At 73.9% G+C, this 11,702-nt stretch carries 12 protein-coding genes and 1 pseudogene; 4 read left to right on the plus strand and 9 right to left on the minus strand.

Going from position 1 to position 11,702, the window contains the following annotated elements; all coding sequences use genetic code 11:
* Positions 1-141: 141 nt before the first annotated feature.
* Both GA0070215_RS17965 and GA0070215_RS17970 read right to left on the minus strand, forming a co-directional pair.
* A complete protein-coding gene (locus GA0070215_RS17965; RefSeq protein WP_091047687.1) occupies positions 142-864 on the minus strand; it encodes an ABC transporter permease in 723 nt (240 codons plus the stop codon).
* Positions 861-1,550 carry an ABC transporter permease gene (locus GA0070215_RS17970; RefSeq protein ID WP_018786623.1) on the minus strand — a complete coding sequence of 230 codons (690 nt, stop codon included), beginning with the start codon at positions 1,548-1,550 and terminating at the stop codon, positions 861-863. Before GA0070215_RS17970 ends, GA0070215_RS17965 begins: the two co-directional genes overlap by 4 nt.
* Positions 1,551-1,552: 2 nt before the next feature.
* Here GA0070215_RS17970 and GA0070215_RS17975 point away from each other — a divergent pair, with 2 nt between their 5' ends.
* Positions 1,553-2,545 carry an ABC transporter ATP-binding protein gene (locus GA0070215_RS17975; protein WP_091047688.1) on the plus strand — a complete coding sequence of 331 codons (993 nt, stop codon included), beginning with the start codon at positions 1,553-1,555 and terminating at the stop codon, positions 2,543-2,545.
* 2 nt (positions 2,546-2,547) lie between these two features.
* Here the strand turns inward: GA0070215_RS17975 and GA0070215_RS17980 are convergent, their stop codons facing one another.
* From GA0070215_RS17980 to folP, 7 genes are all read right to left on the minus strand, one after another.
* Entirely contained in the window at positions 2,548-3,039 is a 492-nt protein-coding gene (locus GA0070215_RS17980) for a hypothetical protein (RefSeq protein WP_018786621.1), read from the minus strand.
* A gap of 83 nt (positions 3,040-3,122) precedes the next feature.
* A complete protein-coding gene (locus GA0070215_RS17985; protein ID WP_018786620.1) occupies positions 3,123-3,425 on the minus strand; it encodes a hypothetical protein in 303 nt (100 codons plus the stop codon).
* Between the two features lie 61 nt (positions 3,426-3,486).
* Positions 3,487-4,713, minus strand: a complete 1,227-nt coding sequence (locus GA0070215_RS17990) for an ABC transporter permease (protein ID WP_091047691.1) — start codon at positions 4,711-4,713, stop codon at positions 3,487-3,489.
* A gap of 113 nt (positions 4,714-4,826) precedes the next feature.
* A complete protein-coding gene (locus GA0070215_RS17995) occupies positions 4,827-5,315 on the minus strand; it encodes a DUF3180 domain-containing protein (protein ID WP_091047903.1) in 489 nt (162 codons plus the stop codon).
* An 85-nt stretch (positions 5,316-5,400) separates the two neighbouring features.
* The gene (gene folK / locus GA0070215_RS18000; protein ID WP_018786617.1) at positions 5,401-5,928 is read right to left on the minus strand and encodes a 2-amino-4-hydroxy-6-hydroxymethyldihydropteridine diphosphokinase; all 528 of its coding nucleotides are present in this window, start codon (positions 5,926-5,928) and stop codon (positions 5,401-5,403) included.
* Positions 5,925-6,284 carry a dihydroneopterin aldolase gene (gene folB / locus GA0070215_RS18005; protein ID WP_018786616.1) on the minus strand — a complete coding sequence of 120 codons (360 nt, stop codon included), beginning with the start codon at positions 6,282-6,284 and terminating at the stop codon, positions 5,925-5,927. The genes folK and folB overlap by 4 nt, the downstream gene beginning before the upstream one ends.
* The gene (gene folP, locus GA0070215_RS18010) at positions 6,281-7,222 is read right to left on the minus strand and encodes a dihydropteroate synthase (protein ID WP_244167040.1); all 942 of its coding nucleotides are present in this window, start codon (positions 7,220-7,222) and stop codon (positions 6,281-6,283) included. Before folP ends, folB begins: the two co-directional genes overlap by 4 nt.
* A gap of 358 nt (positions 7,223-7,580) precedes the next feature.
* Here folP and GA0070215_RS18015 point away from each other — a divergent pair, with 358 nt between their 5' ends.
* The 3 genes and pseudogenes from GA0070215_RS18015 to GA0070215_RS18025 form a co-directional block, all read left to right on the plus strand.
* Positions 7,581-7,895, plus strand: coding sequence for a hypothetical protein (locus GA0070215_RS18015; RefSeq protein ID WP_013288976.1), 315 nt, complete (start codon positions 7,581-7,583; stop codon positions 7,893-7,895).
* Between the two features lie 14 nt (positions 7,896-7,909).
* A complete protein-coding gene (locus GA0070215_RS18020) occupies positions 7,910-8,272 on the plus strand; it encodes a hypothetical protein (RefSeq protein WP_013288977.1) in 363 nt (120 codons plus the stop codon).
* 583 nt (positions 8,273-8,855) lie between these two features.
* Positions 8,856-11,702 (plus strand): annotated as a pseudogene (locus GA0070215_RS18025) (ATP-binding protein); the annotation flags it as partial.

An 11,702-nucleotide genomic window follows, 5' to 3' on the forward strand; every position in this document is an offset into this window, starting at 1 on the left:
TCCGTGTCCCGGCGCGGCCCTCTCGGGCCGGCCGCGTGTCCGACGGGCGATCCGGACGGCCACCCGCGACTCCAGCCAATATCCTCCGCACCCGACCGACAAACTCGGAGCGGTTTTCGTCACCCGATCGTCACCGGCGGCTCAACCGCCGGTCGTCGCAGCCGTCGCGCGGCGGTTCGCCCGCCTGCGTACGCGACGCAGCGGGCGCGGCGTCACCGCCCGCTCCACCAGGGCGAGGACCCCCTCGACGAGCAGCGCCAACCCGGCCACCAGGACCCCGCCGGCGATGATCTGACCGCCGCCGGCGGCGATGTCGAGCCCGAATCCGGCCCGGATGATCTGGCCCAGCCCGCCGCCGTTGACGAACGAGGCGAGCGCGGCGGTGGCCACCACCTGCACCGCCGCGGTGCGGAAGCCGGCCGCCAGGTAGGGCACGGCGAGCGGCAGTTCCACCCGGCGCAGCACCTGCCCGCCGGACAGACCCATCCCCCGGGCCGCGTCCCGGGCCTCCGGGTCGGCCTGCCGCACCCCGGTGTACGCGTTCGCCAGCAGCGGCGGGACCGCGAAGACCGCGAGCGCCACCACCACGGCCGGACGGCCGAAGCCGAGGAACGTCAGCGGCAGGATGGTCAGCAGCGCCAGCGTCGGGATCGCCAGAGTGACGTTGGAGACCAGCAGGACCAGCCCGCCGCCCCGGCCGCTGTGCCCGAGCCAGAGCCCGATCGGCCAGGCCACCAGGCAGCCCAGCAGCACCGCCAGCGCCGACATGCTGAGGTGCTCGCCGAGGCGGTCCAGCACGCCGCCGGGGTTGGTCCAGTTCAGCGGGTCGTTCAGCCAGACCACTGCCTGTTCGACGGGGTTCACCGGGCGGACCTCCCGCGCAGCCAGGGGGTGAGCAGGCGTCCGGCGCCCGCCAGCACCAGGTCGAGCACCAGCGCCAACAGAACGCACAGCACCGTGCCGGCCATGATCTGCGCCTTGTAGAAGTTGTTCTGGAAGCCCGCGAAGATGAGCTGGCCGAGCCCGCCCCGGCCGACCACCACCCCGACGGTGACGAGCGCGACAGTCGACACGGTCGCGAGCCGTACGCCGGTGAGGATGCCGGGTAGCGCCAGCGGCAGTTCGATCCGGAACAGCCGGCCCCACCTGCCGTACCCCATGCCCTCGGCGGCCTCGCGCACCTCCGGCGGCACCTGGTTCAGCCCGGCCAGCGCGTTGCGCACGATCACCAGCAACGCGTACAGCGCCACCACGGTGAGCACGGTGATCGCGCCGATGCCCAGGTAGGGCGCGAGGAACGCGAACAACGCCAGCGACGGGACGGTGTAGAGCACCCCGGTCACCGCCAGGATGGGCGCCGACAGCGACCGGAACCAGTACGCGAGCACCGCGAGCGGCAGCGCCACCAGCGCGGCGATCACCACGGCGCGGGCGGTGAGCGAGGTGTGCTCCCGCAGCGCGGCGAGGATCGTGTCAGAGTTGTCCCGCACGTACTGCCAGGAGAACCACGGATTACCCGGGTCGGCCCGGTAGCTCAGGTGGAGGGACACACGTGGACGGTACCCCGGGAAGCGCCGCCGGAGGCGGCGCGGCGTCGATCACGCTGGAGCGCATCCGCAAGCGCTACCCGGACGGCACCGAGGCGGTACGCGAGCTGAGCCTGGAGGTCGCCGCCGGTGAGCTGGTGGTGCTGATCGGCCCGTCCGGCTGCGGCAAGTCGACGGTGCTGCGGATGATCAACCGGCTGATCGAGCCGACCGACGGGCGCATCCTGCTCGGCGACGACGACGTGACCCGCGTCGATCCGGTGGCGTTGCGCCGCCGCATCGGCTACGTCATCCAGAACGTCGGCCTGTTCCCGCACCAGACCGTCGCCGCGAACGTCGCGACAGTGCCGGGGCTGCTGGGCTGGCCGAAGCAGCGGACCCGGGACCGGGTCGGCGAACTGCTGGAACTCGTCGGTCTCGATCCGGCCCAGTTCGGTCGGCGCTACCCGCACGAGCTGTCCGGCGGGCAGCGGCAACGGGTGGGTGTGGCCCGCGCGCTCGCCGCCGACCCGGTGGTGCTGCTGATGGACGAGCCGTTCTCCGCGGTGGACCCGATCGTCCGGACCCGCCTGCAGGAGGAGTTCCTGCGGTTGCAGGCCGAGGTGCGCAAGACGATCGTGCTGGTCACCCACGACCTCGACGAGGCGGTCCGGCTGGGCGACCGGATCGCGGTGCTGTCCGAGGGCGGCCGGCTGGAGCAGTACGACGCACCCGCCGCGCTGCTCGGCTCGCCCGCCTCGGACTTCGTCCGCGAGTTCGTCGGCGCCGACCGGGGCATCCGGCGTCTCGCCGTGACCCCGGTGACCCGCGCGGTGCTCGACCCGCTCCCGGCCGGCGGCGGCAGCGGCCTGCCCACTGTGGCGCTCGGCGACTCGGCGTACGACGCGCTCGGCGCGCTGCTCGCCTCCGGCGCGGAGCACGCGGTGGTCACCGAGGAGGGCCGGGCGGTGGGACTGCTCGCCCGGACCCGGCTGCTGACGCTGGGTGCCGTGGACTGAGGTCAGGCCCGGCCGCCGAGGCTGGCCAGGCCGACGATCCAGCCGGCGAAGAACCCGTACGTGACGCCGGTGCTGGCCGCCTGGAACGCGGCGAACAGCGAGCCGTGCGGACCGAGGAGCGTGGCGAGCAGGGCACTGAGCCCGCCCGCGAGCGCGTACGCGCCCCAGCCGGAGAGGAACTGGCTGCCGGAGGACGTCACCCGGTCGACCTGCGGGCCGGGCAGCAGGTACAGCAGCGCCGCGGCCAGCACGAGCAGCAGGATCGCCCGTAGGTTGGTGGCGAACACGCCCTCGTCGGCCTGCCACCGCCAGGACGGCCAGGCGAGCAGCCGCAGGAACCAGCCGCCGGCACCGGTCGGGTCGGTGCCGCGCTGCGCCCAGTCCACGTACATCGGACTGCCGCCGACGGCGACGAGCAGGAACGCGGCGAGCGTGCCGGTGCCGGCGGCCGTGCCGTACCGGGAGACGGTGCGGGGGCGGTTGCTCAAGGCCATGCGGCGGTCAGTTCCCGGCCGGTCCCGCCGGGCAAACCTGCGTAACCGGTCGGCCGCCGCCCCCCGGCGGGCCGTCATCGACCTCAGTGCTTCATCAGGTAGTCGATGAAGGCGGCGCGCAGCAGCGGCGCGGACTCGTCGTAGCCGTGCCCGGTCAGCTCACGCCAGAGCGCGTTCGCCTCGTCGATGGTCGGGCCGATCGAGTTCGGCGCGCCGTCCAGCGCGGCGGCCTCGTCGGCGTTGGGCAGGTGCCGCAGGACCGACCAGAAGAACTTCACGTCGCGGCGCTCGCGCGCCAGGTCGAACGCCTGCTCGCGCAACTCCTCGGTGGAGAGCTTGTCGAGCTCGTCGAAGGTGCGGCCGCCGGGGGCAGGAGTCTCGCTCATGCCGCCGAGCCTAACCGGCGAGATCAGCTTCGGCGCGCCCGACGCACGGCCGCCACCATGGTCAGCGCTCGTCGGCGTCCCAGCGCCGGGGCTCGCTGTCCCAGCGCGGGGCCTCCCACGCCTGGACCGGGGAGTCGTCCTGGCGTACCGGCAGGACCGACGGCCAGGCGTCGGCCGGCTCGGGCGGCGGAGTCATCGTCCAGCCGCCGCTCAACGCGCCGTCCCGGGTCGGGCGGATCGGGGCGGTTTCGCCCGCCGGCGCCGGACGGGGACGGCCGAACGTCTCGACCAGCCGGGTGACGAGCAGCCCGGCGCCGAGCACGGTGCCGCCGAGCGCCCACCGGCTGACCGTCCAGCCGTACGGCACGGTCCACGCCAGGAACACCACCACGAGGCAGACCGCGAACAGCGTGCCGAAGATCCCGCCGCGCCGCCCGTACGCGCTGGTGCCGGCGAGCATGACCGTGCCGACCGCCAGCACGGTCCAGTCCAGGCCGGTGCCGGGCGCGACCTCGCCGTCCCCGTTCGCCGCGATCAGCACGCCGCCGAGCATCGCCAGCACCGTGGACCCGGCGAGCGCCAGCGCGGTCACCGTGGCGGCCACCGCGCCGCGCCGCCGGGCCGGGTCGGCGACCGGGCGGAACCGGCCGATCATCCGGCGTACCGGTTTCATCGCGGCGAACAGGCCACCGAGGACTGCGATCGCGGCGAAGCCGACGAAGAAGTAGAGCGCACTGCGGCTCGGGTCGTAGTAACCCTGCACCGTCACCGGACCAGTCCGCTGTTCCAGGTGGACGATCACGCCGGCCGCCCCGGCCAGGCTCGCCGCCCAGCCTGGTACGTGCAGCACCACCACGGCCAGGGCGAGCGCCAGCCCGGCCGCCGCCGCCACCGCCAGCGCCGGCAGCAGCGCCTCCCGCATGCCCCGGTCGCCCTGCTCGGCGAAGTGCAGCGCGGCGGCCAGCGCCACCGGGCCGATCGCCAGGTTCACCGCGCCGGCCCGCAGGCTCAGGCCGGCGGCGAGCGTGAGCAGGCCCAGCGCGGCCACGTCGACGAGCAGGGCCTTCAGCGCACCGCCGCGCAGCGCGTCCGCGTCCTCCCGCCACAGCAGCCAGGCCATCGTCACCAGCCCGGCGAGCAGCACGAACTCCCAGATCACGTGCACCGCGATCCGGTCCCGGCCGGGTTCGCCATGCGCCGGGTCGTCGAAGACGTTCTCCAGTACGGCAGCGGGCACCCCGGACGACGTCTCCGGCGGCGCTGTCCGGCCCGCATCGTCGTACGCCATTGGCTCGCGCCTCCCCAGGTGGCCGCGACCGGCCCACGGGCGGGCGGACCGGTGGCGGCCGTCGCTCTCCGGTAGCCAGGGACGGTACCGCCGGGCCGGGGTGGGGGGAACCCTCAGAGACGGCCGTGGGGCGTCTCCCGGTCGCCCGGCGCGCGGTCCTCGTCGTCCTCCTGCTCGGGGACGCGGCAGGAGCGTTCCAGCCAGAGCGCGGCCGCGACCAGCGCCAGCGCGGCGATCAGGCCGCCGAGCGCGGCGGGGCGGTCACCCGCCGCCGCGTTCGTCCGCTCCACGAAGAGCCAGCCGGTCAGCCCGGCGTAGAAGCCGGCGAAGATGGCTCCGGCCAGCGCGGACGCCTTGGCCAGCACCACGAACCGGGCGACCAGCAGCGGGTTCACCGGCTCCCGGCCGGGCCGCCGTTCGATCCGGCTCCGGGTGTTCACCGCCGCGTAGCCTTCCAGCACGGCGAGGCCGGCCAGCGTGATCACCGGCAGCCAGGGCAGATCGGGCGCGAAGTCGTAGTAGAAGCCGCTGATCAGCAGCCAGGCCACTGCGGCGGCGGCCAGGCCGGCCACGACGAGCGTGGAGGCCCGGGTCGGCCCCATCCGGAAGCGGTCGGGCCCCTGCGGGGAGCGATCGGTGCTCACCGCACCTCCTCCACTAGCCGCTGCCGGGCCACGATCCTCCGGGTCATGTGTCCGACTCTAGCGTCAGTTCGGGCCGCGGGCTCAGTTCCAGGGCGTCCCCGGCGAGCGGCTCGGCGTTGAGCAGGTCGGTCAGCCAGCCGTGCCCGGGCAGCCGGCCGTGCGGCTCGATGTCGATCCACGGGCGCAGCACGAAGGCGCGCAGGTGGGCCCGGGGGTGCGGCAGCGTCAGCTCGGGATCGTCGCGCAGCACCGGCTCACCCTCGGAGTCCCAGACCGCGATCACGTCCACGTCCAGCGTGCGCGGCCCGTACCGTCGTCGCGGGTCGCGGGCGCGCCCGGCCGCCGCCTCCGCGGTCCGGGCGCGGGCCAGCCAGTCCTCCGGCGTCGCCGCCGGGTCCGCGGCCATCACCGCCGCGTTCAGGTACGCGGGCTGGTCGGCGTCCCCCCATGGTGGAGTCTCGTAGACGCCGGAGACCACCAGCACCCGGTCGCCGAGCGCGGCCACCACGCCGCGCAGGTGGCCGAGGCGGTCGCCCAGGTTGCTGCCGATCGACAGCACGGCCCGGGTCATCGGGTACGCCGCATCGTGACCGCGACGTCCCGAAAGGCGTGCGGAATCGGGGCCTCCGGCTTGTGCACCGTCACCGCCGCGGCGGCCACCAGCGGCTCGGCCAGGCAGACCGCGAGCAGCCGGTCGGCGAGCGTCTCGATCAGGTTCACCGGCTCGCCGGTGATCACCGCGACCAGGCGTTCGGCCAGTTCGCCGTAGTGGACGGTGTCGGTCACCTCGTCCGAGCGCGCGGCCGGTCCCAGGTCCAGTTCGAGCACCGCGTCGACCACGAACTCCTGCCCCTGGGCGCGCTCGAAGTCGTAGACGCCGTGCCGGCCGTGCGCGCGCAGGCCGGTCAGCTCGATCCGGTCGGTCATCGGTCGCCTCCGCTCGTGCCGGTGGCCGCTTCCGTCGGCCGTCTGCCGCCGGTCGGCGTTTCTGTCCGCGGCGCGGTCGCGGGCCGCGCGCCGGTCGCGGCGGCGAGCCGGGGGCTGCCGGTGGCGCGCCAGACGGCGAGCGCGTCGGCGGTGTCGCGGACCTCGTGCACGCGTACCCCCCAGGCGCCGGCCGCGACGGCGAGCACGCTCGTCGCGACGGTCGCGGCCTCCCGTCCGGCGGTGGGCCGGGGTTCGCCGGCCGGGTCGGCGAGCAGCCTGCCCAGATAGGACTTGCGGCTGGCGCCGAACAGCACCGGGAAGCCAAGGGCGACCAGCTCGGGCAGGCGGGCGCTCAGCGCCCAGTTGTGCGCGGCGGTCTTCGCGAAACCCAGGCCCGGGTCGACGATGATCCGGTCGGCGGCCACCCCGGCGGCGAGCGCGGCGTCGACGCGCCGGCTCAGCTCGTCCCGGACCTCGGCCACCACGTCGGTGTACGTGGCCAGCTCACGCATCCCCCGCGAGTGCCCCCGCCAGTGCATGAGCACCCAGGGGCAGCCGGCGTCGCGGACCACCTGGGCCATGTCCGGGTCGGCGAGGCCGCCGGAGACGTCGTTGACCACGTACGCGCCGGCGGCGAGGACGGCCGCGGCGACCCGGGCGCGGCTGGTGTCGATGCTGACCCGGATGCCGGCGGCGCTCAGCTCGCGGACCACCGGCAGCACCCGGGCGGTCTCCGTCTCCGCGTCGACCCGGTCGGCGCCGGGCCGGGTGGACTCGCCACCCACGTCGATCAGATCGGCGCCGTCGGCGCGCAGTCGCACCCCGTGTGCGACGGCCGCGTCCAGATCGGCGTATCTGCCGCCGTCGGAGAAGGAGTCGGGCGTGACGTTGAGGACGCCCATCACCACCGGGGTCTCCGCCCGTACCAGATCGGTCACGGACCCGACAGTACCGTTCGCCGGCCGGGCTTCCGGCCACCGGGCGAGCGCGCGACGCGGCACCCCTGACGTGCGCATTGGAACAGGTGTACGATCGGTCATCCGGGCCGTCGGGGGTCGACTCTTCACGGCTTGTCGCAAAGGTGGCCGGGCCGTACGCTTTGGAATTGCCCAGCATCGAGATGGCGAAGCCTGGAGGGAGGGCCGAAGCGGGAAGAATCCCCCCAAAACTCACCACTCTACGTGGTGGGTGACTGACTCAGCGTCGACGGCGCTGTCTCTGACGAGCACCATCCCGCCAGGCTTGCCTACTTGCACCAACGCGGCGCCGCCGGCCGCGACCTTGGGGAGGTTTCCAGTGATCGCCATCGAGCTCATGGCAACGGCGTCCAGTGCCGTGGACCACGCGCTCCACACCCTGGCGTCGACTCCACTCGCCGAGCCGGCCCCGAAGGGCATCGACACCGACAACGTCGTCACCTTCTTCGCCAGCAAGATCGCACCGATCCTGCTCGCGGTCCTCGGGGTGATCTTCATCGGCCGGGCCAGCCGGGGCGAGATCTCGAAGGTGCTGACCAGCTCGGCCATCGCCATCATCGGCCTGGCCTTCATCGCCGGAGCGGCAACACTCTTCTTCGTCGGCGACTACCTGATCAACCTGATCTTCGAGTAGGGCGCTGGGCGACGATGCGGCTGCGCACCGACGACGACATCTACCGGGCACGCCTCGTCTACCTGGGGCCGCCCGGGTACACCCTTCCCGTTCACCTGCCGTACGCCCAGTACGGCCTGTTCATGCTGCTCGTACCCCTCTACATGTTCATCCACTGGTTGTTCACGCTCCAGGTCGAACTGTTCCCCGCCTGGGAGATCTCGCTGGCGATCGTGACGACCTCGTTCATCTTCCGGTACGTCGACCCGGACCGGCCCGCGCGCATGGTCATCCGGACCGCGCTGACCGACTGGCGACGCACCCGGGAACCGGCCACCGAGCAGCGGGATCCGCGGCTCGTCGCGAGCCGGATCAGGATCCGGGAGGAACTGGCATGACCGGGCGTACGACAACCGTGCAGACGAACGACGCGGGTGAGGCGGTCGCATGAGTCGCTCTTCCACGCCGGGTTCCCCGGCCGGGCGTCCGGCCGGGCCGACCGGTAACCGTGCGCGATCGTTCGACTACCCACCGGACGAGGACCTGGACGAGGTCGTCCTGGACAGTGCGCTCGTCACCAGCCCCGGGCACGGTCGCGTCGGCGTCTTCCAGCCGCCGCGACCGCTCAGCCCGCGTGAACCGGTACGCCCCGACGGCGACATCGACTCGCCCTTCCTCGACCTGTTCGGCGGCGCGCAGCCCCGGCGGCGTCCCGCCGCGTCCACGCCGCCGGCACCGGTCGAGCCGGTGGTGGCGCCGCCCCGCCGCGGGGTCGGCCGCGAACCCCTGCCGATCCCGCACCAGCCCGCCGTGCCGGTCGAGCCGGCGCCCCGGGCCGAACCGGAACCACCGGCCCGCGAGCAGGCCCCCGGGGTACGCGCGGTCGGGCGTCCCCGGCCCGAGCCCGTGCACGCCGCGCCGCTGCCGGTCGAGCCGCCCCTGCCCGACCCGCCCGCCGCGCTCGCCCCGCCGCCGTCGCGCAGCCGGGTGCCGCAGCAGGCCGGTGACCGGCTGCCCGCGCTCCGGCCCCCGGCCGAGCCCGAGCCGGCGCTACCGCCGCCCCCGCCGATCCACGCCCCCGCGCCCCCGCCTGCTCCCACCGACAACCGGGAGCCGGATCCCGCTCCGGCCGACCCGCCCGCGGCCGGAGCGGCGCCGTCGCGCGAGGTCGGCCGTCCGGCCCACCGTGAGGTGGCGCCGCCCCGGCAGCGCACGCCGGAGCGCCGGAACCGGCCCACCAAGCCGGTCCGGGTCCGCGCCCCGAAAATCAAGTTCGGCGACCGGGATCCGTCGGTCGAGCTGGCCGTCACCGAGATCGCCGGCCACCTCACCTTCACCCCGAACACGGTCACCGCCTGGTACTGGCTGCCCGAGGTGCGGTGGGCGTTCCGGCCGGACGCCGAACGCGAGGCACTGCTCTCGGCGATCTCCGAGCAGTACGCCGGGCTCGCCGGGTTCCGGCTGCACCTGCGCCGCACCACCCGGCCCTTCCCCGCCGACGAGTGGGCCCGCACCATCGACGCGCACACCACCGCCCCACTGCCCGACGTACCCGGCACCACCGGCTGGGCCGACCACCTGGTCGCCGCCCAGCGGCACCTGATGGCGGTCAACCACGCCGAGGGCCAGACCTACCTCGGTGTCACGTTCGCCCGCCGGTCACTCGGCGACTCGCTCACCGAACGCCTGCTGCGCACGTTCGGCCGGGGCACCGCCGACGGCGAGCGGCGCCGGCTGAGCCGCACCGTCGAGCAGTTCGACGAGGTCCTCGGCGCGTTCGGCATGCGCGGGCGGCGGGTCACCGCGCCCGAACTGGAGTGGCTGCTCTACCGCTCGGTGGCGCTGTGCATGGCGCCGCCCGGCGTCCTGTCCCCGATCACCGACGGCCGGTGGGAACGCGGCGACCTGCTCGCCCTCACCGAGCAGGTCGAGCGCTACCGCACCCCGTACGGCTCGACGGTGAAACTGGTCAACCGGATGACCGGCGAGGAACGCCACGTCGCAGTGCTCGCGGTCGGCCGGATGGAACCGCTGGAGATCCCCGAGCGGCACGAGCCCTGGCTGCACTTCCACGAGCGGCTGCCGTGGCCGATGGAGCTGTCCACCCGGGTCGACATCCTCGGCCCCAACGACTCCTTCCGGAACCTCGAACACCGGCTGCGGATGATCCGCTCGCAGCAGCTCGACTACGCCGAGCACGGCATCGACGCGCCGCCGGAGCTGGAACGACTGGCCAAACGCGCGCTGGTGATCGGCGACGAGATGACCACCGGCCTGCCCGTCGACTCGGCCCGGGCACACGGCTGGCACCGGATCGCGGTCGGCGGCCGTACCCGGGATGAGTGCCTGGAACGGGCCCGGCGGCTCATCCAGCTCTACTCCCGCGAGCTGCGCATCTCGCTCCAGCACCCGAAGAACCAGGACTGGCTGGCCCGCGAGTTCATCCCCGGCGAGCCGATCGCCAACACCGGCTACGTCCGGCGGATGCCCGTCAACCTGCTCGCCGCCGCGCTGCCGCAGGCCGCGTCCACAGTGGGTGACCGGCGCGGCGACCTGATCGGACGGACCGCCGGCACCTGCCGCCGCCCCGTCTTCCTCGACCTGCACTTCCCGATGGAGGTACGCGAGCGCTCCGGCCTCGCCGTCTTCGTCGCCGAACCGGGCGGTGGCAAGTCGACGCTGCTCGGCGCGCTCGGCTACCTGGCCGCACGCCGCGGCGTGCAGGTGACGCTGCTCGACCCGTCCGGCCCGCTGGCCCGGCTCTGCGCCATGCCCGAGTTGGCCCCGTACTCGCGGGTGCTCAACCTGACTGGCTCGGAACAGGGCACACTCGCGCCGTACGCGCTGATCCCGACGCCGCTGCGCAGCGAGTTCGGCGCCGGGGCGGCGGGCGACCGCGAATTCGAGATCGGCGTGTCGAACGCCCGCGCCGAGCGCCGGATGCTGGTGCAGGACATCTGCATGATGCTGGTGCCGCCGCAGGTCGCCCGGGAGGCGTCCACCGCCACGCTGTTCCGGCACGCCGTACGCCAGGTGCCGGCCGAGGAGACCTCCACGCTCGACGACGTGGTCACCTGCCTCCAGGGGCTCGACGACGACGCCGGTCGCGAACTGGCCCACCTACTGCTCGACACCGCCGAGATGCCGCTGGCCATGCTCTTCTTCGGCCGGCCGCCGGACGGGCTGCTCGGCGCCGACGCCGCGCTCACCGTCATCACCATGGCCGGTCTGCGGCTCCCCGACCTGAAGATCGAGCGGGAGTACTGGTCGGCCGAGGAGGCGCTCGCGCTGCCGATGCTGCACACCGCGCACCGGCTCGCCGTGCGCCGCTGCTACGGCGGGTCGATGTCCTCCCGGAAACTCGTCGGCCTCGACGAGGCGCACTTCATGGAGGGCTGGCGGTCCGGGCGGTCGTTCCTGGTCCGGCTCGCCCGCGACTCCCGTAAGTGGAACCTCGCGGCGCTCGTCGCCTCACAGAACCCGAAGGACATCCTCGGCCTCGACGTGCAGAACCTCGTCTCCACCGTCTTCGTCGGCCGGATCGCCGAGGACAGCGAGATCGCCTCCGAGGCGCTGCGCCTGCTGCGGGTGCCCGTCGACGACGGGTACGAGGCCACACTCGCCTCGCTCTCCCAGGCGGACAGCGGATCGGCCAACCGGCTCGGCTTCCGCGAGTTCGTCATGCGCGACGTCGACGGGCGCGTGCAGAAGGTCCGGGTCGACGTGTCGTACGTCGACGGGCTGCTGGAGCACCTGGACACCACCCCCGCCGCGGTCGCCCAGGCCGCCGGGATACTGCCGACCGTCCTGGCTGACCTGGAGGCGTGA

The organism is Micromonospora marina (assembly GCF_900091565.1).
GTDB lineage: Bacteria > Actinomycetota > Actinomycetes > Mycobacteriales > Micromonosporaceae > Micromonospora > Micromonospora marina.

Excerpts from the sequence above, each read along its gene's own strand:
- GA0070215_RS17980 (WP_018786621.1), bottom strand. The coding sequence starts at position 3,039 with ATGGCCTTGAGCAACCGCCCCCGCACCGTCTCCCGGTACGGCACGGCC.
- GA0070215_RS17985 (WP_018786620.1), bottom strand. The coding sequence starts at position 3,425 with ATGAGCGAGACTCCTGCCCCCGGCGGCCGCACCTTCGACGAGCTCGAC.
- GA0070215_RS17990 (WP_091047691.1), bottom strand. The coding sequence starts at position 4,713 with ATGGCGTACGACGATGCGGGCCGGACAGCGCCGCCGGAGACGTCGTCC.
- GA0070215_RS17995 (WP_091047903.1), bottom strand. The coding sequence starts at position 5,315 with ATGGGGCCGACCCGGGCCTCCACGCTCGTCGTGGCCGGCCTGGCCGCC.
- folK (WP_018786617.1), bottom strand. The coding sequence starts at position 5,928 with ATGACCCGGGCCGTGCTGTCGATCGGCAGCAACCTGGGCGACCGCCTC.
- folB (WP_018786616.1), bottom strand. The coding sequence starts at position 6,284 with ATGACCGACCGGATCGAGCTGACCGGCCTGCGCGCGCACGGCCGGCAC.
- GA0070215_RS18020 (WP_013288977.1), top strand. The coding sequence starts at position 7,910 with ATGCGGCTGCGCACCGACGACGACATCTACCGGGCACGCCTCGTCTAC.